The organism is Streptomyces durocortorensis, assembly GCF_031760065.1.
In the GTDB taxonomy this organism is placed as follows: domain Bacteria; phylum Actinomycetota; class Actinomycetes; order Streptomycetales; family Streptomycetaceae; genus Streptomyces.
The window spans coordinates 3,909,047-3,933,540 of the sequence record NZ_CP134500.1 but is presented as its reverse complement, the minus strand read 5'-3'; the positions used below and the strand labels follow the sequence as shown (position 1 = coordinate 3,933,540).

Genomic DNA, 24,494 nt, shown 5'->3' with positions numbered 1-24,494 from the left:
CCCATGTACGCGTTCGGCCTGTGCATCGACCAGCAGTACCTCGTCCCCGGTCTCGCTGCCCTCTGCGGGCTGGCGGACGGACTCACTCCTGCGGCCCGCCGCAGCGCCGCCGTACGCGTGCTGACGCTCGACCTCACCCGAACGCAGGCCCTGCTCTTCTCCGACCTCGCCAAGCGAAGGGGCTTCGGCTCCTTCGACATTCGCCGTTGCGTCCCGTTGCGGACCTTGCGGATGGCTGACGCCTCCTACATCAGCATCACCACCTATCTGCGTTTCGAGTTCACCAGGGCCTTCGTCCATCGGCCGTACCTGATCTACGTGGATGCGGATGTCCTCGTGCAGGGAGACCTCACCGTTCCGCTGGGCTCGCTCCGGCCGGACGAGACCGGTGCCGTACGCGACGAGTTCAACCCGACCGTCGGGGCATGCCCGGCCCTGCCCGGAGCTGCCGAACGCTGGCCCCACCTGCGTGGGCGCCCGTACTTCAACGCGGGCGTGCTCTGGCTCCACACCGACCACATGCCCCGTGTCCGCCGAGGCGTCGAGCACGCCCTGACGCACGCGCGGCGCCACATTCTCCACAACGACCAGGACGCCCTGAACCTGTGGCTCCTGCGATCCGGCCGAGTGCGCCCGGTGACCGGCGGCTTCAACCGGTTCGAGGTCGGCCGGTTCCTCGAACGCGGGAACTGGGTGCGCCGGGTCGTCAGGCGGTCGCCGAAGCCCGATCCGGCCGCCACTCTCATGCACTTCGTCGGTCCCGAGAAGCCGTGGCAGGCCGACTGCCCCGCCACGGAGGACGTCGTCGAGTACCGCCGGCACCTGGCGGGTGTCATGAGGCAGGTCCGCCGGCTGGGCGCCGTCGGCATGGAACCGGCGGGTGTGCGGTGACCGGGGCAGTCCCGGCCGTCGTCTCGCGCGCCGCCCTCGCTCTGGTCGGTGCCCCGGTTCGTACCGCGTGCCGTCTGTCCGCCCGCTCGCGCACGGCTGTGTACCGGGTGGGCCTGATGGACGGGCGAAGCGTCGTCATCAAGCTGTACGCGGCCACCGCACGTCGAAACGCGGCAACGGAGAGCGCCGCGATCCGATCGGTGGCGCACCACGTCCCTGTACCGACTGTCGTCGGATACGGCCACGTCCCTGGTCACGAGGCGACCGCCCTCATCACCTCCGACCTGGGGCCACTCACCCTCGGCAGCGCCATGCGATCTGGTCTGGTTTCCGACGAGCGGACCCTGAAGGACCTGGCCGGCCTACTCGGGCGCCTGCACCGGGCACCCGTCCAGCCGTGGGCACCACGTCGGCCGTTCTACGAACAGGTCGCCTCGCTCGGCCGTCGCTGCCCGCCCAGCGGGCTGGACCGCATCGGTCCCGCCCTGGCTGCCATCACCGACGCATCCCCCACGGCGCTTGTGTGGTGCCACGGCGACCTACACGGCGACAACGTCGTACTCGCCCGCCCCCGGGCCGTCCGCCACCTGGTCGACTTTACCGACGCCGCAGCCGGTCCCCGCGAGTCCGACGTCGCCCAGACCCTGGTCATGACCAATGCCCTCTCTCCACTTCTGGCCCGCACGGTCACCGACGCCTACCCCCTCGCCCTCGACCACCGCCTCCTGTCCGCATGGGCCGTCTTCCACACCACGCGCTCCTGGGCGTACTCCTCCCCGGGCGACGACCGCGCCCTGTGGGAACGCCGCCTGGACGACCTGAGCCGACGCACCCCATACCTCTTCCGCACCCACCGCCCGGAAAGGACGCACCGATGACCACACCTGCCCTGTCGGTGGTGATCCCGGCCTACAACGAGGCCGCCTACCTGCCCCGCTACCTCCCCTCCGTCCTCACCTCGCTCGCCCGCTGGGAGGAGGCCACGGGCCACATGGGGGAGGTGATCGTCGTCAACAACGCCAGCACCGACGCCACCGCCGACACGGCCGCCTCCTTCGGCGTCCGCGTCGTGACCGAGACCGTCCGCAGCATCGGCCGGGTCCGCAACACCGGAGCGACCGCCGCCCGCGGCGATCGGCTGTTCTTCACCGACGCCGACGTAGCCCTTCCCCTAGAGGCGGTCACCGCAGCTGCAGCCGCCATGAACGCCGGGGCCGTCGGCGGAGCCATTCCTCCGCTCTACACGCCCGAACGTCTCGGCGCCCGCCTGCTGTGCGCCTATTGGGATCACCACCGCACCCGGCGCGGGGGAGCCCAGGGCGTCAACCAGTTCTGCACCGCCGACGCCTTCCACCGCATCGGCGGGTACCGGGACGACCTGTTCATGAGCGAGGACGTGGAGTTCTTCGCCCGGCTCACCACACACGGCCAGGCCACCGGCCGCCCCGTGACGATCCTCGACGAACTGCGCGTACGTCCGTCGACCCGCCGCTACGACCAGTGGTCGAGCCTGCGGATGCTCTGGTGGCAGAACCCCGTGACCGCCCGTCTGCGCCTCCGGTCGCCCCGCAAGTGGCGCCACTGGTACGAGACCACCGTGCGATGACGAAGGAGTCCCCTGTGCGCCCGCCCTTGCCCGTGCCGGACGGCCACGGCATCTACACCTTCCCCGACGACCTCCACCGCGCCCACGAGGAGCACACCCGGCAGCTCGCCGACCGCCACCACGCCCACGACCACCACGTCCTGGAGGTGACCGCACCTCACACCCGCGTCCCCTACTACATCGAGGCCCGCACCCCCGCCGGCCGCCCGGTCCTCGTCGTCGAACCCCACCACGACGACTTCGCCCTGTCCGCCTCCGGCACCTTCCTCGCCCGCCCCCGACCGCTCACCGTCGTGACCGTCTTCACCCGCTCCCGCAGCGTTCACCCCGCCCTGGAGACCACGTACACCGACATCGAAGCGGTGTCTGGACTGCGCGACTGCGAGGGTGCCGCCGCGCTCGCACCGTTCGGCGCCCGCCGGTACCTCCTCGGCCACAAGGACGCCGACCCTCCGTACCTGCCCTACGCCCCTGAGAGACTCGACCGGATCACGGAGGAACTCCACCGGATCGCCGCCGCCCACCCCGGCGCCGAACTCCTCGCGCCCGCCGCCGTCACCCGCCACCCCGACCACCTCCTCGTCCACGAGGCGGCCGTTCGTCTCGGGTGCCGCTGGTTCTGGGAGGACCTCGCCTTCTGGTCCACGTATGCGCTCGCCGGCTGCGACCAGCACCTCTTCCGTACGCGTACGGGGGCGACGATGCGCCCCGAGCCTGTTGACATCACCGACGTGGTCTTGGACAAGGTCACCGTCCTGCGAATGCACGGCTCCCAGATGCACCCGGCCCGGAAGATGTACCGGCCGATCCGGCACGCCTTCACCACGGCCGTCGACCTCCCCGGCCTCGTCGACCCACCCGGCCTCTACGCCGAACGCTTCTACCGAACGGAGCCGTCGTGCTGATCGTCGCCCTAGAGGGACCCTCGTACGCCGGGAAGTCCACGGCGATACGCCACCTGCGCCGCACCGCCCTCGGCACCCGGGCGTTCGTCTCCGACTGCTACGTCAAGCACATCAGCCACCGCGACGACATCCCCCCGGCCCGCACCGCCTCTGCGGCTGCTCAACTCGGCGCCTTCGAGAGGTTCATGGAGATCGAGACCACCAGAGTCTCCGAGGCCGCCGCGAGCGGCAGACGCCTGGTGATCCTCGACCGTTCCGTGGACACGCTCCTCGCCCACGCGTACGCCCTGGACGCCCTGTTCGGGTACGGCGTCCACCACCAGCTCCACCACCGACTCCAGGCACTCCCGTTCCTCCGGCCCGACCACACCCTCTACCTCGACGTTCCGGCCGAATCCCTCCACCTGCGGCGCAAGGCCGCTGGGCATACGGCTGCCGAGTCCGACTACTTCCTCCACGAACCCGCCTTCCTGGACCACGCCCACGACTACTTCGTCCACACGGCCCGACAACCCGTGACACGAGAACTCACCGTCCTGGACGCGGCCGCCGACCCGGACGACGTCGCCCAGGCCGTAGAAGCCCTCGTCTCCTTCTGGGCCAGGTGATCGCCGGTGCCCACCGCCCTCTTCGCCTGGCGCCGCACCCCGCCGCCGTTCCTCATCGGCGGCGCCGAGGTCACCCAGCAACTCCTCGCCGAAGAACTCGCCTCCTCGGGCTGGCACGTCACCTACCTCGGGTCGCACGAAGCCCCCTGGAACGGGAGGACCCAGCTCCCGGAAATGCGCGCCCACCTGGACCTGCATCGCGTCCCGTACGACGAGGAAGCGGGTGCCCTGCACTACCGGTGGAACGGGGTCGCGTGCTCCGCGTTGACGCAGAACAACGTGGAGCACGCGTTTGGGAGCCTGCTGAGCACGCTCCGTCCCGACGTCGTCTTCACCTCGCAGGAAGGCTCGGCGCAGCTCGCCGTACAAGCCCGTTCGACCACACTCGTCGCCGGCCTCCTGCATTCCGTCTCCGCCACGGGTCTGAGCGTCCTCGCCGGCCGACCCCACTACGGCTTCGCCGTGTCGGAGTTCGTCCGGGCACGCGCACCTCACGCCGCCGGAACCCGCCTTGCCGTGATGTACCCGCCGTTCGCTCCACCTGGGCCGAGCACCGACGAGAACCGCTCCACGTCCGTACTGATGATCAATCCCATCCCCGCCAAGGGCTCGGATCTGCTCCATCAACTCATCCGCCTCATGCCGGAACAGCACTTCACCCTGGTCGAAGGCTGGTGGGACACGGCCGCCGACTTCGCCGCGCACCGGAACGTGACGTACGTGCCCCGCGTGTACGACATGGGGCCCCTGTACCGGAGCCACCGCCTGCTGCTGGTCCCGTCCGTCGTAGAGGACGCCTTCCCTCGCGTGATCATCGAAGCTGCGCTGCACAGGGTCCCGAGCATCGGGACCAATCGGGGCGGCATCCCTGAAGCGATCGGCGACGCGGGCATTGTCTTGCCCGGCACCGCCGGCCCTGAGGCATGGACGCAAGAGATCCGGAACGCCGACTGCGAGGGCCTGGGAACAAGGGCCCGGCGCCGGGCGACCCGGTTCACGCGACCGTGCCTTCCCCAACTTCTGGAACTCGGTATCCAGAACTAGACAGTCCCGGCGAACGCCCGCTCCACCGCGTCGAGCCGCTCCGTCCACCAGTGCAGGAGTGCCTCGTCGGCAAGGAAGAGGTCGTCGCAGGAGTGGTCACCCCGGTCGTAGTGGAATTCGAGCTGCCAGAAGTCCGTCATCCGCTTCCACCACAGCCGTCGGGCGGCATCGACCAGTACGGCCGGCTCCAGCCGGATCACCGACCGGTAGCCGGCCGTGAACGCCGACACCCGCTCCAGGTCGAAAACACCTTTCACACCGAACTGCACCTGCGCCGTACGCACGACTTCCTCCGCGTACGAACGAATGCCCAGTCGGTCCCAGTCCAGAACCGCGACCAGCTCACCACTCGCCCAGAGGAGGTTCCGGTACTGAAAGTCACCGTGGGTCCAACCGTGTGGCCCCGCATGGACTTCCCCCTCGGGGCGCAGGTGGGCGTGCTTGTCGAGAAGGAGCTTGCGCTCTTCGAGGGCAGCGGACGCGGCCACGTCGAAGACGTCGCCGACACCCCCGGTCGGCACCGCCCCCGCAAGCCGATCGGCCGTCTCCACGGCTCGCCCGGCCTCCGTCACCTCCGCGGTGACCGATGGCGGCACGGCGGGCAGCCCTGCGCCCTCGGCGGCGCGGTTCAGTACCGCATGGAGCCGCGCGAGGTGTGCGCCGAGTTCGGACACCTGCGACAAGGGCAGGTCGATTCCACGCACGTGTTCCCCGTCCGACCAGGGGAACAGGCAATAGCCGCTGCCGCCGACTTCGGCGATCACATCGCCCGAAACGGTGGGTAGCGGAACGTGTACGGGGACGCCGTGCGAAACGAGGACGGGGAGGACCGCGAGGTTGCGCCGGAGCCGGTCGATCGGCACATCCGTGACCCGCTTGAGGGCGAACCTCCCGACCGGGGTGTCCAGCCGCCAGTTCACGTTCATCAGGCCATCGGCCAAGTGCCGCCGATCCAGCACCTCGCCGATGTCGAACACTTTGATCAACTCGGCAAGATCGTCTACGGGGATGTGCGTTCTGCCCGCCACGTTCGCGTCGGTCACCTGGGCGACGATACGGGAGCCAGCTGCCCAGGCGCACAAGGATCACTGGCTGCTTCTGCGAGGCCGGACGTCTATGACGGGAACCACTCTGACCACCGTGATCAACGTCGCCGTACATGTGGCTGCTGCGGTGCAGCGGCCGGCGTGGCCGTCTCAGGGTGGATCGGATTGCCGGGGCGTCGTGTGGTGCTGCGGGCCATGGCGGCTTGGGCGCGAGGGCCGGGGGTGTGGCGTTGGCCGAGGCGGTGGATGCGCCAGGTCAGGGTGCGGGCGGGGTTGCGGGCGTCGTCGAGGGTGCGTTGGCCGAGGGCCTGGTCGAGGAGGGTGGCGGGGTTGTGGCCGGCGGTTTCGGCGTCGGCGAGGACGGTGGCGAGGGAGTCCCAGGCGGGGTCTTTCAGGATGCGGTCGGCGTGCTCGGGGGCGGCTTGCTGAAGGTGGCGGGCGTAGCGGTGTGTGGTCTGGGGGCCGGGGGTGCGGCGGGCGATGCCGTCCAGGACCGGGACGGCGACGTGGGCGTAGGCGGTCTGGAGGTGGGTGAGGGTCTGTTCGGCGGCGGCTTCCTGCTGGGCGTGCTGGTGGGTTTGGTGCCAGTGCCGGGCGAAGGCCACGGCGATGAGGACGGCGTCCAGCAGCATCGCCAGTCCGGTCCCGTCGCGTGTTGTGGCGGGGGTGAGCAGGATGGTCTGGATGCTGCGGCGCAGGACGCGGGTGCTGTGGAGGTCGGCGGTGATGCGGGAGCGGGTGGCGCGCTCGAAGGCGGTGGCGGCTCGTTCGAGTTCCCGTTTCGCCTCGGCCGGTGCGGTGAGCGGCAGCAGATCGAGGGCTTCTCCGAGGGCGACGAGCTGGCCCTGGGCGGTGTGGTCGCTGCTGTGGGTGAGGTGGTCGGGGATGCGTTCGGTGGCGGCCGTGGCCTGGTGCCAGGGGTCGGCCGACCGCGCGGTGACCGGTTCAGGAGCGGTGGTGGTGAGGCGGTGGCGGATTTTGGGCAGGGAGAGGTCTCCGGCGAGAGTGGAGCCGGAGAACCAGACCGGTTCGCCGTGTTTGTTGAGGTCGCCGGGCAGGGCGACGCTGTAGCCGAGAGTGTCGCCGGACGGTCCAGTCTTGGGCCGCACGTTCACGCCGGTCGCTTCCAGCAGGGCGAAGAACTCCGTCTCGGTGGAGGCTGCGGCCACCGCGCGGCGGACGCGGCGGCGCAGGATCTCGCGGGTCGTGGTGTCCTGGCCCTGGCGTTTGGTCTTGAAGTGCTCCTTGCTGGTGGGGCGTTTGGCAGCGGTGCCGTCACCGGGCTTGAGTCGGCGCAGGCCGAAGTCGATCTCGATCTTGCGGGCTTCTCGCTGGACGGCGCGGATGTCGTGGTCGCGGCGGGGGCGGCGGCCGTCCTGGCGGACGAGGGTGGCGGCGATGTGGATGTGGTCGTCGGCGTGCCGAACCGCGACCCAGCGGCAGGCTTCCTCGTCGCCTTCGGGGGCGATGGCGACGGCAGCCACGATCCGGCGGGCGATGTCCGCCCACTGGGCGTCGGTCAGGATCGGGTCCTCGGGCGCGGCGCGGACCGGGCAGTGCCACACCGTCGTGGCCGGGGCCTTGTCGCCGAGCATGTTCACGGGCTGGTCAAGCTGCGCGGCGAGTTGGTCCTCGACGTTCCTGGGGTTGCGGTGGGGGCTGCGGCCGGGGTCGGGGGCGAAGCCGTTCCAGGACGCCACCAGGTGGGGGTCGGTGTGCTCGTTGGCGGAGCCGGGCCCGTACAGGTAGCCGATCAGACGGCGGGTGGCGCGTGCCCCCTTGCCGAGGATGATCTTCGGTATCACGAGGTCACCGTCCTGAGGTCACTTGGGCGATGGCCACGTCCACGTCGGCGACCGACGCCTCGATGTGGCTCAGCAGCCGCCGCACGAGGTCCGCTTCGGGCCAGGGGCCGTCCTGGTTGAGGTGGCGGGTGAGCTGGTTGAGGTTGTTGCCGACCTGGGCGAGCCGCCCGTTGGCAGCCATCAGCACCTTGACCGTGGCGCGGTAGTCGGCGACCGCGCCAGCGGGGTCGTTGGAGCGGGCGGCGACGAGCGAGGTCTCGGCGACGTAGCCGCCGACCGGCATGCGGCTCAGGCGGGCAGCGGTCGCGAGGAGGGCGAACTCGTTCTCGCTGAAGCGCGGGTGGACGCGCTTCTCACGCAGCGTAGGTTCACGCAGACGACGACGCGGCACGGACGACTGCGAGGTCTCTTCCCGAGTCGGCTCCCCCGGGCCGGCCGACACCGGCGCCCCCTCGGCGCCGGATGCCTCCGCGCCCCTGGGGGCGGAGGCCGGGTAAGGACTCCTTACCCGACAACTTGCTGCGCCCGATGCTGGCGTCGAGACCGGGTGCTGGACGGCCTGAGGGGGATCGGGGAGGGGCTGTTCGTGCATGTGAGGGCTCTCTGATCGGGCGACTGCGGCGAGGGAAGGGCTGCTCGCCCCAGGGATTTCCTGTGGCGAGCAGCCGAGGTTCGGAGGGGCGAGCTACGTCGAAGTGGCGTCGCGGCTCTGGTCGAGTTCCTCCTGGAGGAAGCTCTTGACTTGGTCGAGGCGCTCGCGGCCGACACCGAATCCCTTGTCGCGGATTGCCCCCTCGACCTTGCGGCGGGATACCCGCCCGCCACGTCCCAGGGAGGCGGTGCGTCCGATCTCGACTGCCTGCTCGAAGGTGACGATCGCCTTCTGGGCATGTCCGGTGGCGTTCGGCTTCCTGGACTGAGCCACTTGCCCGACGGGGGCCTGAGCCACGTCCCTCTTGTCGGCCATCGGCTCGTCCATGGCTGTCGCGCCACGTTCCGGATCGGTGTCCACGGTGATGTGGCGGAGGTCTTCTCGTGGCTCCGTTTCCGTGGGTCGGCGTTGGACGATCAGGTAGAAGTGAACGGCTCCGGCCAAGGCGAGCGGGGCGATGGCGGAGATGACGCCGACGGTGATGTTGTCGAGCGTGAGTCCGTCCCGGTGGGTCTGCTGGTTGAGGCGGACCGCGTGCAGAACGTTGGCCCAGATGCTCGTGATGGTGGCGACCCCGACCAGCGCCCCCACATAGCGGCGGGACCTCACGGGCGCGGTGCGCATGACCAGGAGGGCGCCGACGCCGATAGCGATGAAGCCGTCGATCACGAGGGGGAAGGCGTAGGTGAGCACCCGGTGGATGTGGCTGGCGGCGGCCATCTGGCGCAGCGCGTCGTAGGAGAGCGCGAAGGCGGCCACGGCCATCAGGGCGACGCCCGTGCGGATCAGGGCGGGAAGGGCTGTCGGTGCGGTTTCGGGCGGTGCGGTGGTGCTGGGCGAGGACAAGGGGCGGGCACTCCAAGGGGTCAGGGAAGGTGGGCTCGGCCGTGTCCGGCTGGGACCTGTCGCAACCCGTCGCGTGCCTGGTCGGAGCAGGTACGGGTTGAGGTTGCGACATCGGGACGACCCGTCACGGGCGGGTGACCCGTCCCGGCCCTGACCTGCGACGGGGCGGGTGGGGACGGGTCGTGCCGGGTCAGACGCCGGTCATGGGGTCGGCAGGAGCAGTGGCTCGGCAGCCGGTGGAGGCTCAGGGCAGTAGCGGGCCCAGGCGTCGGCGAACTGCTCGCGGGTGAAGCCCCGGGCCTGGGAGTCACCGGGGAAGCGGTGGCTGGAGGCGCTGATGCCGTAGTCCCTCAGCAGGAGCTGCAGGCCGCGTGCGGTCAGGCCCTTGTCCTTGTACTCCGGCCAGGGCGACTCGGTGTCGTCGTTGAGGATGCTGAGGAGACGGCCGGTACGGAGCAAGGCCGGGTTACCTTCGACGGCGAAGGCGCGGCGGATGTCGGCGAGAAGCCGGAGGTTCAGGGCGCTGTTGTCCTGTTCCTGCTCGGCCTCGTGCCGCGTCATGGCCAGGCAGGCGGCCCGGGCAGCAGCAGGCCAGGTGCCGCCCGCGAGGTCGGCGACGGCGACCAGCGGCTCCCAGGTGTCGGCGGCCCGGTCTTCGACCGGCATGGGCGGGGTGAGGCCCATGGCGGTGTCGTAGAGCGGCCCGAGCCAGGCCACGAGCCGGTCCCGCACGGCGTGCAGGGCGGGGGTGTCCCGTACGGTGCGGAACTCGGCGACCTTCTCCCCCGGCCCCCGGCGGCGCATCCGGATCACGACCGACCTGTCCATGATCGTGTCCGGTAGGTCCCCGATCCCGGCGAGGGCGGCCATGGCGAAGGTGGGGAACTTCGCCACCTCGTGGTTCGGGCCGGAGACCCGCAGGGTCGGGCGGTTGCGCTGGTGACCGGCGTTGAGCAGGCCACGCATCTCCTCGTTCTTCTCCGCCACCTTCGCCGACCCGAAGAGCGTGTCGGCCTCGTCGACCAGAAGGGTCGGAGGGGCGTCGGTGATCGACCGGAACACCGCGGCAGCAGACGCGTTGACCGTGATCAACGGGTCGTGCACGGTCTCGGTCACCACGTCCAGGAGCCGCGACTTACCGCACCGCTTCGCCGGGCCGACGACCGCGAGGCGCGGCGCGTGCTGCCACGCCGTCTGCAGGTGCGTGGCCGCCACCCACAGCGTGACGGCGTCCAGCGCCTCCGGCGAGGGCAGGATCACGAACTTCGCCAGCTGACCACGCAGTTCGTCCAGCACCTTCGACCCGGCGGTCGGCTCGGGGATCGGTGCCGCCTCCTCTGCAAGCATGTCCGCCGAGGCCCTCCCGGTCCCGTCGGCTTCATCGGCGACGGACCATTCGCCCGTGTACCGACCGGGCATGCCGGGGATCGCGGTCGGCGGCCAATCCCGCGCGTCGAGATCGGAATGGGCCGGGGGTTCGGGGTGTTGCACAGGGCAGCTCCTCGTCTGGCGGCGGGCTCGCACGCCCTTGTCGCCGGATTGGTTCTTCCAGGGCCGTTCGGGGTTGCTCGGGCCTCCGGCGTTGCACCGCCGGGGGCTCACCCCTATCTCGCGGGCTCCAGGCCACAGCGAGGGAACACGGACCGTACGTCCAAGCCCGGCAACAGTCCAGCCTTTCTGTGTCAGCTCAGCGCAGAACGGTTCACTACGCTTCCGCCCCGTCACGCTGCCAGCCCGAGCAGCGCCAGCAGATCTGCGGTCACCACTCGGTAGGCGCTGCCCAGCCGCAGCACCTTGCAGGGGTACTGGCCGCGCTTCGCCAGCTCGTACCCCTTGCTCCTCCCCAGCCCCAACGCTCGATTGCCCGTATCCAGGTCAACGGCAGCTGGCAGCTCCAGCAACTCCTCGCGGCTCATGCCCTTGGCACTGCTCGCGGGTCGACTCTCGCGCATGCACGCTCCATCCATGACTGAGCCCTCGGCGAACACGACGATCACGCTCGTCTCCAGGCCATGGAATCAACGGTAGGCAAGCTAATGTGTCTTCATGACACAGCGCCGTTCCGACCATGGATACGAAGAAGACACCGAGGCCGACGACCTCGAATGGGAGGACCACGTCGTGGCCACCGTGGCCGGCGAGGTCCGCAGACGACGGAAGGAACTGCGGTGGAGCGCACAGGATCTGGCCGACAGATGCGAGGAGATCGGCTACCCGATCCCCCGCAACGTGATCGCCAACATGGAGTCCGGCCGCCGCGCCGTCCTCCCCCTGGTCGAGGTCATGGTCCTCGCCAAGGCCCTGCGCATGTCCCCGATCAGCCTGATCTACCCCGTCGGCTACGTCGACGAAGTCCGCCAACTCCCCTACAAAGAACCGCAACCGGCCTGGGACGCGCTCCAGTGGTTCACCGGCAACGAATCTGCCGAAGACGCCACCGACCACATGCTGGACCACTTCCTCGCCCACGACCTCGAACTCCGCTCGGCCCTGGCCGCCGTGGAAAGCGAGGACTACGAACGCTGGAAGGTCAGGACCGCCCCCAACCGCGTCCAGCGGGAGGCAGCCGAGCGCGCACTGGCCCGGTACGCCGACCAAGCCGCCAATGCCAAGTACGAACTGGGCCGCCACCGCGACGCCATCCGTGAGGCCGGCGGCACCCCGCCCCACCTGCCCTCCCCGCTCGCCGACATCGACTCGCCCGACACCGACCCCACCGAGGAGAACGATCTTTGAAGGGTTCCACCCACCGCCGCTGCTACTGCCGAGACCCCCACACCGGCAAACCGCTCGGCAAGAAGTGCCCCAAGCTCACCAACCGCAAGCACGGCTCATACTCCATACGCCAGGAACTCCCACCCCGCGAAGCCGGCACCCGCCGCTCCTTCAGCCGCGCCGGCTACGACTCCCTCAAGGCCGCCCAGGCCGACCTCGACCACGTCCGTGCGCTCCTCGCCCTGGCCGACACGGACGATCCCGACAGCCTCCAGCGCCTCGTCACGCTCTTGGAGGAGGTCGGGGACGAGAAGGCGACACTGCCCGACGTCGAGGAGACACGGCGGCGTCTCAGGGCCGGGCTCGGGCTACGGGGCAGCCTCACGGTCGGCGAGTGGCTGGACGCCTGGTTCGCGTCGAAGAAGCGCCGCAGGACCACCCTCAACGGGTACGCGTCGCACATCCGCGTCCACCTGAAGCCCCGTATCGGGCACATTCGCCTGGACCGGCTCAACGTCGGTCACCTCGTGGAGATGTTCGACGGGATAGCCGACGACAACGAGGTGATCGCCGCCGAGAACCAGGCCCGCCGCGAGCAGATCGCCCGCTGCAAGCCAAGCCGTCCTGGCCGCCCGGTCACCGCCGAGCGGGCCCTGCTCGCCGCCGAACGGGCCAAGCTGGCGGAGATGAAGCCGTTCCGGAAGATCACCGGCCCGGCGACCAGGCAGGCCGTTCGCCGCACCCTCCGCGCGGCCCTGAACTCCGCCATCGCCCAGCAACTCATCACGTTCAACCCGGCCGCCCACGTCGAGCTGGAGTCCGGCAAGCGCCCCAAGCCGCTCCTCTGGACCGACGCACGTGTCCGCCGCTGGCGGGACACGGTCGAGGTCCCCGGTCCGGTGATGGTGTGGACCCCGCAGCAGTTCGGCGTCTTCCTGGACGCAGCCGAGAAGGACCGGCTCTACGCCGTCTTCCACCTCATGGGCACCCGCGGCCTCCGGCGCGGCGAGGCAGTCGGCCAGGACTGGCACGAGACCGACCTCGACGCCGGCCTCATCACCCCCGCCAAGGAGATCGTTGTCGACGGCTGGGACCCGTACGAGTCCGAGCCGAAGACCGACGGCAGCGCCGGCACGATCGCTCTCGACAGCGTGAACGTGGCCGTCCTGCGCGCGCACAGGAAGCGTCAGGCACGGGAGCGGAAGAAGGCGGGGGCCGCCTGGCAGGAGACCGGGAAGATCTTCACCAAGGAAGACGGATCCTGGCTCCACCCGGAGACGGTCTCGGAGACCTTCCGCCGCCTCCTCGCCACCACCGACCTCCCGCCCATCACCCTGCGGGACCTCCGCCACGTGGCCGCGACGCTCACCCACGGCGCCGGCGGTGACATCCACACGATCAAGGAGACCCTCCGCCACTCCACGATCACCCTGACCTCAGACACGTATACGAGCCTGTTGCCTGAGGTAGACCGTGAGATCGCGGAGAAGGCAGCCGCTCTGATCCAGCGCAGCCGCCCTACATCGTCACAGTCCGATTCGCCTCCGGCCCAATGACCGGCGACCTCCTCTACCAGTGACGACGCGGGTTTCGGAAAGAGTAGATCAATCGAGCAGTAAGCTCTTCGGCCAGCTCTCGACCACACCTGGAAATCATTTCGACACCGATGGCCTCTTCGGGTTGAACTTCGATGGGCGCATCAGTTGGCCGGATTCTGGCGGAGTGCGGGTTAACTTCACTAAGGCGCTCTACCGTGACCATCCTGGTGTTCTCGACAGCCACAGCAGGGGCATAACGCGAAGCGGCGGGACTAGCAATAGAATTCAAAATCTTCAGCAGAATTTCGATCCTATCGCTTGTACGATCCTCGTCCAGCACATAGGAAAGGCCCGGATGCGGAAGAGCCTCCCAGGCACTTCGTTGACCTGATCGTGTAATTGCGATCCCAGCTGAACGATTATGCCGATCTTTTACGGCCACCAAAGCCACCTCGGCCGAATCATAAGCTTCTACATGCTCAAGATTAGTGAAGAACCCTTCCGCCCTCCCTAGATCAACCAACTCGGCAGTCAGCTGCTGCATTCGCACCGCAGGCACTCTGCTGGTTGCGGGGACAGGCACGAGGTGGAGTTCAAGCAACGAAGCACTGCTCGTGTACCCACTCGTTGGGATCAGGTTCTTGCGCCAAGACACCGCAGCCGCCTGCTCAAGGGGCTGCCAGACCAGTTCGTCGTCGAGTCGTCGCGAGGTACTGAAGTCTGGGCCACCGACAGAGGTCGGTGGCGGGCTGAGCTGAGTGATCACCTCTGCCAGGAAGAGCGCGGCGTGACTGGCAGCCGCTTCCTGCAGCCCTTGGCCATCAGTGTTCTGCTTCGTTCCGTCCGCTCTATCACTAATGCCCCGGATCATAAGATGGGGCACGGCTTGAGTCTTGTGGGCCGCGCTGGCGAATCCGGCACCTTCCATCTCCACAGCGGCGGCACCGTTGTAGGAGTGGTCCAGGAATGTCCTTAGCGAGGACTCCTGAGGAGCGTTCAGTACGACGTCGCCAGCCACAATGGGCTTGAAGTGAACGGCGGTCGAAGTCCGCGCTCCCTCGGGAAGCTTGCTCCTCCATGTGCCGACATTCGCAACGTACTGGGCCACCTGCTGCAACTGATAGGAGGCTTCCCAACTACGAGGGCGGACCTTAAACCCGTCCGGGTCCTGCTTGCCTCCGTGGTATGCGTGTACCTCAGTCGCGACTACGATATCCCCTGGAAAAATATCCGATTTAAGCCCTCCAGCAATTCCCGTGAAGAAAACAGCTCGTGGTTGAACAAAACTGACGGCTCGCTCAGTAAGCGCTGCGGCCGAATCGTTGCCGGGACCGGTAGACGTCAGATAGACCGTGTGCGAGGTACCAGCAAGGCGCCCGTGCTCGAAGATAGTTCCAGCGTGATCAACACGCCTCGGGTCCTCAAGGAGGCTACGCACGGCCTGGTACTCCAACGGCAGCGCCGTCAGCACAACGATCTTGTCCGATGCCTCGTTCAACTCGGCCCCCTTGCCCAGCATCGCTTCACGGTGCAGCCTCACAGCGGAGTCCGCTCTCCAGGTTCATACCGTAGGCCCTGTCGGCGACTGTGAACGGGTGAACGGCATCGTGTCGGTACGTGAGGGGGAACCCGTGGCTGGTAACGGCGAAACGAGCGAGAGCGCCGTGCTCCTCGCTGAGTACGCCCAGATCAAGGATGAGCAGCGAGCTCGCATCGGATTCCGCGACAACTTGCTGTACGTCACGCTGGCGGCCGTGACTGCTCTGACTGCTGTCGCTCTACAAACCAAGCGTCCACAGTTGCTGCTGGCTCTACCGGTCGTCTGCATCGTGCTTGGGTGGACCTACCTCGTCAACGACGAGAAGATCTCAGCCATCGGGCGGTACGTCCGCACCGAACTTGCCGGTCAACTGGCAACAAAAGTGGACGCTGGGTCCCCGCTCTTCGGCTGGGAGACCTTCCACCGCAGCGACGCGAAGCGGGTCTCTCGCAAGGTCACCCAGACGATCGTCGATCTGACAGCCTTCTTCCTCACCCCCTTCTCTGCGCTCATGGCCTTCTGGTGCTCGGGTGGGGACAGCGCTCTGTTGACCACGGCCTCCGTCCTGGAAGCCGTCATGTTGGTCGGCCTGGGTATCCAGTTCCTCCGTTACGCGGAGAGGTGACTGTCTCGTGAGCGCAGCGTTCGATATCAGTGGCGCTCACGCATCGCTCACGCACGCGCCCTCGAACGACGAAGCGCCCCGCCCGGTCGAAACCGGTCGGGGCGCTCCACCGCAGGTCAGGGAGCTTCCCCTGCCCTGCTGTCGGTAGGCCGTGTGGGACTCGAACCCACAACCAACGGATTAAAAGTCCGCTGCTCTGACCAATTGAGCTAACGGCCCCGGTCACATCACACACGAGCATAGCCCGCCCGGTCCCGGCAGCCGATTCGGTATCGGTGTCGGGCCCTGTCACGCCCCGCGCCGTGTCCGTTTCGCTCCGGGTTGTGTGCTCCGGAGGAACAGTGAGGAACATGGGGGACAGCAACAGGGCCCGTACGTCACCGAGTCGGTTCGGTGGCGTACGGGCCCTGCCGGTCTGTCAGGCGGACCTGCTCGGCCGGGAGTCGGCCGGGCGGGGGTCAGCCGTTGCGCTTCCAGCGCGGCTTGTCGTCGCGGCGGCCGAAGGAACCGGTGTTGGTGCCGGTGTTGGCGCCGCGGTGGTCGTCACGACGGCCGGTCGGGCGGTCGCTGCCGCCGGAGCGGAAGCCACCCGAGGGACGGTCGTCGCGACGGTCACGGTTGAACGGGCGGTCGCTGCCGCCGGAGCGGAAGCCACCGGAGGGGCGGTCGTCGCGACGGTCACGGTTGAAGGAGGGACGGTCGTTGTCGCGGCGCTCGAAGGAACGGCCACCACGGTCATCACGGCGGTCGTTGCCACCGGAGCGGAAGCCACCCGAGGGACGGTCGTCGCGACGGTCACGGTTGAAGGAGGGACGGTCGTTGTCGCGGCGCTCGAAGGAACGGCCACCACGGTCATCACGGCGGTCGTTGCCACCGGAGCGGAAGCCACCCGAGGGACGGTCGTCGCGACGGTCACGATTGAAGGAGGGACGGTCGTTGTCGCGGCGCTCGAAGGAACGGCCACCACGGTCGTCACGGCGGTCGCGGTTGAACGACGGGCGGTCGTCACGGCGGTCGTTGCCGCGGTAACCGCCACGGTCGCCGCCGCGGTTGTCACGGCGCTCGTAGTTGCCCCGCTCGTCGCGGCGCTGCTCGTCGCGGGCGGCCGGCTGCTCCGGTACGGAGACGGCTGCCACGAGGGCGGCCTCGGCCTCGGCGGCCACCTCGGCCACCGCCGCCTCGGGGTCCTCGCCCCGCTCGCGCGCGGCACGGGCGACCAGGCGGTCGGCCTCCTCGCGCAGCTCGACGGCGCGGCGCTGGACGCGCTCCAGCTGCTTCGTCAGGTCGGCGGCCTCGCGCTCGGCCTGCTTGGCGGCGTTGTTCGCGGAGTCGGCCTGGACCTCGGTGAGCGAGCGGGCGCCGGTGATCTCGGCGACCTCCGGCTCGAAGACGCCCGCGCCCTGGACGATGTGGCGCGAGGCGTCGACGCCCGCGTCCTCCATCAGGCGGAAGATCTGGCGGCGCTGGTGCGGGAGCGCCAGCGAGACGACGACACCGGACTTGCCGGCCCGGGCGGTACGGCCCGAGCGGTGCAGGTAGTCCTTGTGGTCACCGGCCGGGTCGACGTTCAGGACCAGGTCGATGCCGTCCACGTGGATACCGCGGGCGGCCACGTCGGTCGCGACGAGCGCGTTGACGTAACCCTTCTTGAAGTCCTCCAGGACCCGCGTACGGGCGCCCTGGGTCATGCCGCCGTGCAGCGCGTCGGCCTTCACGCCGGACTCGATGAGCTGCTCGGCGATGCGGTCGGCGCCCAGCTGGGTGCGGACGAAGATGATCGTGCGGCCCTTGCGGGCGGCGATGGCGGCCGTGACCGGCGCCTTGTCCTTCGGCTTCACGACGAGGACGTGGTGCGACATGGTCGTGACGTTGCCCTGGGCGCTGTCGACCTCGTGCGTGACCGGGTTGGAGAGGTAACGCTTGACCAGCGTGCCGATCTCGTTCTCCATGGTGGCGGAGAAGAGCATCCGCTGACCGCCACCGGGGATCTGGTCGAGCAGCTCGGTGACCTCGGGCAGGAAGCCCAGGTCCGACATCTGGTCGGCCTCGTCGAGGACGGCGACCTGGACGTTCTCCAGGGAGCAGGCGCCGCGGTTGATGATGTCGCGCAGACGGCCCGGGGTGGCGACGAGGACGTCGACACCGCGCTCCAGCGCGTAGATCTGGTTGCCCATCGACGTACCGCCGCAGACGACCTTCATCTTGAGGCCGAGCACATCGCCGTACGGCTGGAGCGCGTCCGCGACCTGCATGGCGAGCTCACGGGTCGGGGTGAGGATGACCGCGCGGGGCTTCTTCTTCTCGGTGTGGCCACCGGCCAGGGCGGCCAGGGTCGGCAGACCGAAGGAGAGCGTCTTGCCGGAGCCCGTACGGCCACGGCCGAGGATGTCCTTGCCGGCCAAGGCGTCCGGGATGGTCGCCGCCTGGATCGGGAAGGGCGCGGTGACACCGTTCTGCGCGAGCTTGCGGACGATGCCCTCGGGCAGGCCCAGGGTGCCGAAGGTGACGGTCGGCTCGGCGTCCGCCTCGGCCTTCTCGGCGTCGGCGGCCTTCTCGGCGTCGGCGTTCGGGGCGGTCGCGTCGGCGGCCGGCGCGCTCTCGGCCTCGGCGGCCGGGGCGGTGGTGCCTGCGGGGGCCTCGGTCACAGCGGCCTCGACGAGCTCGGTGAGCTCGGCGTTGTCGATGTTCTCGGGCATGACGGTGCGGTCAGAACTGGAAATTGACATGCGAAATGCGAAACCTTCCGGAGTCTCGGCACGCGCCCATAACTCCGTGATTCGCAATTTCGACCGCCTCAATGCGGTCCAGCCACGGCAAGGGAGAGTACGCGCCACACGGCGCTCTTCTGTGTCGGCGCCGGGCAATGGGATCAAACGATCTACCACCATACGCACTCTCACCCACATTGCGCAAACCGCCCTCCTTGTGACCCCGGCTACACCGGCCCCACCTGCGGTGATGCCTCCGGCGTCCGCCGCGAGGCGGCATCGTCCGATCCGCTCATCGCATGGGTGCGGTGCTGCGCGGCGGGCGAGGCCGAGGGCGGCGGCTCCGAGGGGTCGGTGGGCTCCGGCTCGGGCTCCGGGTCCGGTTCCGGGTCCGGGTCGGGCACCGGCGGGGCGGGCGGCTCCGGGCTCTCCGGCGGCGGCTCCCCCGGCCCCGGAGTCGAGGGCGTCGGCGTCGGGGTGTGGCCCCCTCGGCTGGGCTGCGGGGCGCCGGGCTCGGGGCGCGGCTCCTCCGGGGCCCCCGACGCCTCCTCACCCTCGGACGCGCCCGGGCTCGGGGTGCCGTCGGGGGACTTCCGGTCCGAGTGCGGGTGGGGGTCGCCCGCGCGGCCCCCGGAATGCCCGGAGCCGGGAACCGTGTCCCCGGCCGGGTCGGCGGCCGACCCGGCCGAACCGGCGGACCGCGAGGGGCCCGGCCGGGCGCCCTCGTCGCCGTCACCGACGCTCATACAGCCGGTGGACGCGGCGATCGTCAACGCGGTGACGGCTGCCCAACGGACAGGGACGGACAAATGGCGCACGGGGGCACCTCCGGGGCGAGGGGGCGGGAACGGGGAGCAGGAGCGAAGTGGGCCGAACGCGATACGGCGACGCACCGTGCCCAACTCCCCCGACCCCGCCGGAGACACGCCCGGAACACCACCCGCCCGCCCGGCCCCCGCCGAACGGCCCCCGCGGCGCTCCTCCTGCGCCCGCACCAGCACCGACCGCCCCTCCCGGCCCGCCCCCTCCTGGCACCCGCCTCTACCGCCACGCTCCCCCTGCGCCGATGAGAGCGCCGCCGGACACGTTGACCCCGAACACCGTCCGCCGGAAGCCGTTCCCGCCCGGCCGGAACGCCAGGGCCCCGTAGCGGACGAGGGCTCCGAGCGCGCCGCCCGGCGCCACCGCCGCGAGCACCCGGCCCTGCGGGGCGGCAGGCGGTCAGGGCTCCGGCGGCTCGTCCGGCCGCTGCTCGCTCACCCGTAGCCCAGCGCGTGCAGCCGCTCGTCGTCGATGCCGAAGTGGTGGGCGATCTCGTGCACGACCGTGATCTCGGTCTCCGCGACGACGTCCTCCCGCGACTCGCACATCCGCAGCGTCGGCCCCCGGTAGATGGTGATCCGGTCCGGCAGCACCCCGGCGTACCACTCGCCGCGATCGGTGAGGGGGGTGCCCTCGTACAGCCCGAGCAGGTCGGGGTCGCCGGGGTCCGGTTCGTCCTCGACGAAGACCGCCACGTTGTCCATCAGCCGTGTCAGCTCCGGCGGAATCCGGTCCAGAGCCTGGCTCACCAGCTCCTCGAACTGTTCGCGCGTCATCTCCAGCACGCCGCCATTGTCGCGTACGACGAGCCGCCGCGGGCAGCCCACGACGGCTTCCCCGCCCCCTCGGCCGGCCGACGCCCGGCCGACGCCCGGCATGGACGAGGCCGTAACGGGGCATACGGGCCCAATGGTCCGCGTCCCGTTCCGTGCCGCAGCCGAACGCGTACGGCACCGCCTCAGCCTGCTCGTCCGCCGCCCGAAGTCCCGCTTCGACCCCCGCCCCCGGCCCCGCCCCCGCGCGGCCGTCCCCGGCGATCCGACCGGACCCGCCCAGCACCCCTGCCTCCGCGCGCTCGGCATGCTCGCCGTCGTCGTGCTGGGCGCCTGGCTCGGGCTGCTCGCCGTGGGCAGCATCCGTACGCCGGTCGGCCCCATGGACACCAACATGACCCTGCGCCCGTCCCTCTCCGGCGGCAGCAAGATCAACGTGGCGCCGCTCGGGGCCCTGGAGCTGGACTCGCACGTCGCGCCGCTCCGGCTGGACGTGGACGTGGACCGGCTCGACCCCGAGCGCTCCCAGGCCCTGGTGGACCAGCCGGAACGGTTCTCCGGCCTCCAGGACGAGGTCACCCGGGACGTCGCCGCCGGCACCCGGGAGCTCGCCGTGCGCTCCTGTGTCGCCGTCGTCTCGGGAGCGACCGCGCTCGGCCTCGTCGTCTACCGCCGCCCCCGCCGCGCCCTGACCGCCGGCGGGCTCGCCCTCACCCTGCTGGCCGCTTCCGGTGTCAGCGCGTACGCCACCTGGAACCCGAAGTCCGTCCTGGAGCCGAAGTTCTCCGGGCTGCTCTCCAGCGCCCCGTCCGTCGTCGGCGACGCCCGGTCGATCGTCACCGAGTTCGACATCTACCAGCAGGAACTGGCCCGCCTGGTCACCAACGTCACCAAGCTGTACGACGCGACCTCCACGCTCCCCGTCTACCGGCCCGACCCCGGCACCATCCGGGTCCTGCACGTCTCCGACATCCACCTCAACCCGGCTGCCTGGCACATCATCGCCTCGCTCGTCGAGCAGTACGAGATCGACGTCATCGTCGACTCCGGCGACACGATGGACCACGGCTCCTCCGCGGAGAACAGCTTCCTCGACCCGATCCGTGACCTCGGTGCTCCCTACGTGTGGGTGCGCGGCAACCACGACTCCCTCGTCACGCAGGCCTATCTGGAGAAGTTCAAGAACGTGCACGTCCTGGACGACGGGAAGGCGGTGAACGTGGGCGGACTGCGGATCGCGGGCACCGGCGACATCTCCTTCACCCCGAACCGGACCGCCCCGGTCGGCGGCAAGGCGGCCGCCCAGCTGGAGGGCGCGCGCCTGGCCTCCGCACTGCGCGACCAGAAGCGGGCCGGTACCCCGGTCGACATCGCCGTCGCCCACGACCCCAACACCGCCCGGGAGACCGACGGCACGGTCCCGCTGGTGCTGTCCGGCCACCTCCACCGCCGGATCAACGAACAGCTGAAGCTCGGCACACGGCTGAAGGTCGAGGGCTCCACGGGCGGCGGCGGGCTGCGTGCCGTGGAGAAGGAGAAGCCGGAGAAGGTGCACGCGTCGGTGCTCTACATGGACCGTGCCAGCCGCCGGCTCCAGGCCTGGGACGAGATCACGCTGGGCGGTCTCGGTCTGACGACCGCCGAGGTCAGCCGCCATCTTCCCGAGGAGAACCTGAAGGACCCCGCCCCCACGTCGCCCGCCCCGCCGTCACCCTCCGGCCCCTCCCCGACCGGCTCCCCGACGCGGCCGACCCCATCGCCGTAAACCGTTTTGGCGATAGCTCCACCCATCCCATATGCTTCTCTCGTCCCCGACGCGCTGCAAAGCGAACCGGCGGGCCAATAGCCCTCATCGTCTAGTGGCCCAGGACGCCGCCCTTTCAAGGCGGTAGCACGGGTTCGAATCCCGTTGGGGGCACGTTTCACCGTGTGCGAGACTTGCTTCGCACATTGCTTGGTCCTGTGGAGCAGTTTGGAGTGCTCGCCACCCTGTCAAGGTGGAGGCCGCGGGTTCAAATCCCGTCAGGACCGCTTGCAGCCCCAGCGGCTGCGTGGCTGGGTAGCTCAGTTGGTACGAGCGATCGCCTGAAAAGCGATAGGTCGCCGGTTCGATCCCGGCCCCAGCCACCACTCGAAGGCCCCGTCCACCGGACGGGGCCTTCGCCGTGTCACACCTTCTCGGACTCCTCCTCCGGTACGTCCGCCTCGCGCCGCCGCCAGGCCCGTACGCCGAGAACCAGCAGCACCACGAGCACCACCGCCCCCAGCAGCACCGCGTCCGGCACCCGTTCGCCCAGCTTCTGCGCCCACTGCTCGACCGCGAACGAGTCGTCGACGCCCAGCAGGCCGGGCAGCGCCGTCGTCCCGTCGTACGCGAGGAACAGCGCGCCCAGGCCGACGAAGAACAGGCCCGAGAGCAGCGACGTGGTGTGCAGCTCGAACCGGCCCAGCCGGACGGTGCGGCCGCGCAGCCAGGCGCGGCGGCCGAGGTCGAAGCGCTCCCAGAGCAGGGCGAGCACGAAGAGCGGGACCGCCATGCCCAGCGCGTACACCGCCAGCAGCAGCCCCCCGTAGACCGGGCTGCCGCTGACCGCCGCCACGGTCAGCACACTGCCGAGGATCGGGCCCGCGCAGAATCCGGCCAGACCGTAGACCGCGCCCAGGGCGTAGACCGAGAACGCGGTGGTGGGGCGGATCCGGCCGCTGAGCGCCGCCATGCGCCGCGAGGCGAAGCCGAGGCCGACGATCTGCGCCACCCCGAGCGCGATGATCAGCCAGCCCGCGCCCGTCACCAGGGCGTCCCGGTGGCCGTAGAAGAGCCGGCCCGCGTACGAACCGGCGGCGCCGAGCGGGACGAGGGTGGTGGCGAGCCCGGCGTAGAAGATGCCGGTACGGGCCAGCAGGCGGGAGGTGGAGTCGATGGAGTACGCGAAGAAGGCGGGCAGCAGCAGGGCGCTGCACGGGCTGATCAGGGCGAGCAGCCCGCCGAGGAAGGCCGCGAAGTATCCGATGTCCGAGGTCACTTGTCGGAACCCTTGCCGGCGTCCCTGTCGCTTCCGGCCCCCGCCGTGGACTTCGCCTGCTCGGCGGCCGCCTCGATGGCCTGCGTGAACGTCTCCTCCGGCTGCGCGCCCGCGATCGGACGGCCGTTGATCAGGAACGACGGGGTGGACGTGGCGCCGATCCCGTACGCCTGCTCCTGGTCCTTCGCGACCGCCTCGCGGGCCGCCTTGCCGTCGAGGTCCTTCATGAAGCGGTCGAGGTCCTTCACCCCGGCCTCCTCGGCGAGCGCCTTGACCCGGTCCTTGCCGAAGCCCTTCTCCTTCGCCCCTTCGGCGTAGGCGGCCCGGTGGAATTCCCAGAAGCGGTCCTGCTGCCCGGCGGCCCAGGCGCCGCGCGCGGCGTTCTCGGACTCCTCGCCGAAGATCGGGAAGTTGCGCCACTCGATGCGGAGCGTTCCGTCCTTCACGTACTTCTCGATCAGCTCGGGCTCGGTGTCCCGGGCGAACTTTCCGCAGTACCCGCACTTGAAGTCGGCGTACTCGATCAGGACGACGGGGGCGTCCGCGCGGCCGACGGCCAGCTTGTCGTCCGCGTCGCGGCGGGCGAGCTTGGCGAGCTCCGGGTAGATGCCCTCGCCCGGGTCGGCGGAGACCTCGGCGGCCGGGGTGGCGGCGGTGTCACGGGAGGAGTCGTCGGGGGAGGTGGCCTTGTAGGAGGCGAACCCGAGAAGACCGGCGGCGAGGACGACCACCGCGCCGTAGAGCAGGGGCTTGCGGGAGGTCGTCGGCTTCGCGGACTTCGCGGACTTGGCGTTGCTGGGCGTGGGCATGCGGCACTCCGTGCTGATGGTGCGGAAGGAGAGGGAAAGGGCGCGGGTCGGGGCGGTGCCGGCCTACACCCGCAGCACGGAGAGTTCGACCGGGGTCGGTGTGTACGGGACCGGGGCGCGTGCCCGTATCCCCGGCGGCTCGGCCTCCGGCGCGCCCGTCGCGACGGGCAGCCCCCACGGGGCGAGGCCGGGCGCCTGGTCGTACGCGGCACGAGCCCGGGAGGGGACGGCGGGCTCGCTGTCGTGGTCGGACGACTTCCCACAGCCCGGAATGCCGGGGCCGGGGTCGGGATCGCCGGCCTTCAGCGCGTAGGCCACCGCAGAGGCCGTGGCAGTGGCAGTGGCGTCGGCCCTGGCAGTGGCAGTGGTCGTGGCGTCGGCCGGAGCGGCCGTCACCGTGACTGCTCCCCCGGCTCCCCCCGCGTCCTCCGCCGCCGATACCGCCCCCACCGGCCCGCACAGCAGCCCCACGACGACCGCGAGCAGCGCCGCCAGGCTCCACCACTGTCTACGGGACACGGGACCGGACCTTTCTCGC

Annotated in this window: 23 protein-coding genes, 4 tRNA genes and 1 pseudogene; 13 read left to right on the top strand and 15 right to left on the bottom strand. The window is 70.0% G+C overall.

Annotation, left to right across the window (positions count from 1 at the left end; all coding sequences use genetic code 11):
* Nucleotides 1-3: 3 nt before the first annotated feature.
* The 6 genes from RI138_RS17360 to RI138_RS17335 are packed head-to-tail and all read left to right on the top strand — an operon-like array spanning nt 4 to nt 5,054.
* A complete protein-coding gene (locus RI138_RS17360) occupies nt 4-891 on the top strand; it encodes a glycosyltransferase (protein WP_311120663.1) in 888 nt (295 codons plus the stop codon).
* Nucleotides 888-1,769, top strand: coding sequence for a phosphotransferase (locus RI138_RS17355; protein ID WP_311120662.1), 882 nt, complete (start codon nt 888-890; stop codon nt 1,767-1,769). The genes RI138_RS17360 and RI138_RS17355 overlap by 4 nt, the downstream gene beginning before the upstream one ends.
* The gene (locus RI138_RS17350; RefSeq protein WP_311120661.1) at nt 1,766-2,497 is read left to right on the top strand and encodes a glycosyltransferase; all 732 of its coding nucleotides are present in this window, start codon (nt 1,766-1,768) and stop codon (nt 2,495-2,497) included. The genes RI138_RS17355 and RI138_RS17350 overlap by 4 nt, the downstream gene beginning before the upstream one ends.
* A 32-nt stretch (nt 2,498-2,529) precedes the next feature.
* Nucleotides 2,530-3,402, top strand: coding sequence for a PIG-L deacetylase family protein (locus RI138_RS17345; protein WP_311122915.1), 873 nt, complete (start codon nt 2,530-2,532; stop codon nt 3,400-3,402).
* Nucleotides 3,396-4,010 carry a hypothetical protein gene (locus tag RI138_RS17340; protein ID WP_103532470.1) on the top strand — a complete coding sequence of 205 codons (615 nt, stop codon included), beginning with the start codon at nt 3,396-3,398 and terminating at the stop codon, nt 4,008-4,010. Before RI138_RS17345 ends, RI138_RS17340 begins: the two co-directional genes overlap by 7 nt.
* A gap of 6 nt (nt 4,011-4,016) precedes the next feature.
* Nucleotides 4,017-5,054 carry a glycosyltransferase gene (locus RI138_RS17335; RefSeq protein ID WP_311120660.1) on the top strand — a complete coding sequence of 346 codons (1,038 nt, stop codon included), beginning with the start codon at nt 4,017-4,019 and terminating at the stop codon, nt 5,052-5,054.
* Here RI138_RS17335 and RI138_RS17330 read toward each other — a convergent pair.
* From RI138_RS17330 to RI138_RS17305, 6 genes are all read right to left on the bottom strand, one after another.
* Complete coding sequence (locus tag RI138_RS17330) at nt 5,051-6,097, bottom strand: phosphotransferase (protein WP_311120659.1); 1,047 nt, start codon at nt 6,095-6,097, stop codon at nt 5,051-5,053. The genes RI138_RS17335 and RI138_RS17330 overlap by 4 nt on opposite strands.
* A gap of 101 nt (nt 6,098-6,198) precedes the next feature.
* The gene (locus RI138_RS17325) at nt 6,199-7,905 is read right to left on the bottom strand and encodes a relaxase family protein (RefSeq protein WP_311120658.1); all 1,707 of its coding nucleotides are present in this window, start codon (nt 7,903-7,905) and stop codon (nt 6,199-6,201) included.
* Between the two features lie 4 nt (nt 7,906-7,909).
* Nucleotides 7,910-8,296, bottom strand: coding sequence for a plasmid mobilization protein (locus RI138_RS17320; protein WP_311120657.1), 387 nt, complete (start codon nt 8,294-8,296; stop codon nt 7,910-7,912).
* A gap of 294 nt (nt 8,297-8,590) precedes the next feature.
* Nucleotides 8,591-9,403 (bottom strand): DUF2637 domain-containing protein, encoded by an 813-nt coding sequence (locus tag RI138_RS17315; RefSeq protein WP_398863171.1) that lies wholly within the window; start codon nt 9,401-9,403, stop codon nt 8,591-8,593.
* Between the two features lie 201 nt (nt 9,404-9,604).
* On the bottom strand, nt 9,605-10,750 hold the full coding sequence (locus RI138_RS17310) for a DUF3631 domain-containing protein (RefSeq protein ID WP_311120656.1): 1,146 nt from the start codon (nt 10,748-10,750) through the stop codon (nt 9,605-9,607).
* Between the two features lie 374 nt (nt 10,751-11,124).
* Complete coding sequence (locus RI138_RS17305; protein WP_029394830.1) at nt 11,125-11,355, bottom strand: hypothetical protein; 231 nt, start codon at nt 11,353-11,355, stop codon at nt 11,125-11,127.
* A 94-nt stretch (nt 11,356-11,449) separates the two neighbouring features.
* On the opposite strand from RI138_RS17305, the gene RI138_RS17300 reads away from it, so the two are divergent.
* Both RI138_RS17300 and RI138_RS17295 read left to right on the top strand, forming a co-directional pair.
* Nucleotides 11,450-12,139, top strand: a complete 690-nt coding sequence (locus RI138_RS17300; protein WP_311120655.1) for a helix-turn-helix domain-containing protein — start codon at nt 11,450-11,452, stop codon at nt 12,137-12,139.
* Nucleotides 12,136-13,674, top strand: coding sequence for a site-specific integrase (locus RI138_RS17295; RefSeq protein WP_311120654.1), 1,539 nt, complete (start codon nt 12,136-12,138; stop codon nt 13,672-13,674). The genes RI138_RS17300 and RI138_RS17295 overlap by 4 nt, the downstream gene beginning before the upstream one ends.
* Before the next feature lie 13 nt (nt 13,675-13,687).
* On the opposite strand, the gene RI138_RS17290 is transcribed toward RI138_RS17295, so the two are convergent.
* Nucleotides 13,688-15,175 (bottom strand): 5'-methylthioadenosine/S-adenosylhomocysteine nucleosidase family protein, encoded by a 1,488-nt coding sequence (locus RI138_RS17290; protein ID WP_311120653.1) that lies wholly within the window; start codon nt 15,173-15,175, stop codon nt 13,688-13,690.
* Nucleotides 15,176-15,251: 76 nt separating this feature from the next.
* Here RI138_RS17290 and RI138_RS17285 point away from each other — a divergent pair, with 76 nt between their 5' ends.
* Nucleotides 15,252-15,821 carry a hypothetical protein gene (locus RI138_RS17285; protein ID WP_311120652.1) on the top strand — a complete coding sequence of 190 codons (570 nt, stop codon included), beginning with the start codon at nt 15,252-15,254 and terminating at the stop codon, nt 15,819-15,821.
* 145 nt (nt 15,822-15,966) lie between these two features.
* Here the strand turns inward: RI138_RS17285 and RI138_RS17280 are convergent.
* From RI138_RS17280 to RI138_RS17260, 5 genes and pseudogenes are all read right to left on the bottom strand, one after another.
* A tRNA-Lys gene (locus tag RI138_RS17280) sits at nt 15,967-16,040 on the bottom strand.
* A gap of 239 nt (nt 16,041-16,279) precedes the next feature.
* Nucleotides 16,280-18,517 (bottom strand): DEAD/DEAH box helicase, encoded by a 2,238-nt coding sequence (locus tag RI138_RS17275; protein WP_311120651.1) that lies wholly within the window; start codon nt 18,515-18,517, stop codon nt 16,280-16,282.
* Between the two features lie 239 nt (nt 18,518-18,756).
* The gene (locus tag RI138_RS17270; protein WP_311120650.1) at nt 18,757-19,347 is read right to left on the bottom strand and encodes a hypothetical protein; all 591 of its coding nucleotides are present in this window, start codon (nt 19,345-19,347) and stop codon (nt 18,757-18,759) included.
* A 244-nt stretch (nt 19,348-19,591) separates the two neighbouring features.
* Nucleotides 19,592-19,789: pseudogene (locus RI138_RS17265) on the bottom strand (CrcB family protein); the annotation flags it as partial.
* On the bottom strand, nt 19,786-20,136 hold the full coding sequence (locus RI138_RS17260) for a metallopeptidase family protein (RefSeq protein ID WP_030196002.1): 351 nt from the start codon (nt 20,134-20,136) through the stop codon (nt 19,786-19,788). The pseudogene RI138_RS17265 and the gene RI138_RS17260, both read right to left, overlap by 4 nt.
* Before the next feature lie 124 nt (nt 20,137-20,260).
* Here RI138_RS17260 and RI138_RS17255 point away from each other — a divergent pair, with 124 nt between their 5' ends.
* From RI138_RS17255 to RI138_RS17240, 4 genes are all read left to right on the top strand, one after another.
* Nucleotides 20,261-21,889 carry a metallophosphoesterase family protein gene (locus tag RI138_RS17255; RefSeq protein WP_311120649.1) on the top strand — a complete coding sequence of 543 codons (1,629 nt, stop codon included), beginning with the start codon at nt 20,261-20,263 and terminating at the stop codon, nt 21,887-21,889.
* A gap of 80 nt (nt 21,890-21,969) precedes the next feature.
* Nucleotides 21,970-22,042, top strand: a tRNA-Glu gene (locus tag RI138_RS17250).
* A 38-nt stretch (nt 22,043-22,080) separates the two neighbouring features.
* Nucleotides 22,081-22,155 (top strand) — tRNA-Asp (locus RI138_RS17245).
* Between the two features lie 22 nt (nt 22,156-22,177).
* Nucleotides 22,178-22,254 (top strand) — tRNA-Phe (locus RI138_RS17240).
* A gap of 38 nt (nt 22,255-22,292) precedes the next feature.
* Here RI138_RS17240 and RI138_RS17235 read toward each other — a convergent pair.
* The 3 genes from RI138_RS17235 to RI138_RS17225 all read right to left on the bottom strand — a co-directional run bounded on the left by RI138_RS17235 (nt 22,293) and on the right by RI138_RS17225 (nt 24,475).
* Nucleotides 22,293-23,147, bottom strand: coding sequence for a cytochrome c biogenesis CcdA family protein (locus RI138_RS17235; protein WP_311120648.1), 855 nt, complete (start codon nt 23,145-23,147; stop codon nt 22,293-22,295).
* Nucleotides 23,144-23,956 (bottom strand): DsbA family protein, encoded by an 813-nt coding sequence (locus RI138_RS17230; RefSeq protein WP_311120647.1) that lies wholly within the window; start codon nt 23,954-23,956, stop codon nt 23,144-23,146. Before RI138_RS17230 ends, RI138_RS17235 begins: the two co-directional genes overlap by 4 nt.
* Before the next feature lie 63 nt (nt 23,957-24,019).
* Entirely contained in the window at nt 24,020-24,475 is a 456-nt protein-coding gene (locus RI138_RS17225) for a hypothetical protein (protein WP_311120646.1), read from the bottom strand.
* Nucleotides 24,476-24,494 lie beyond the last annotated feature (19 nt).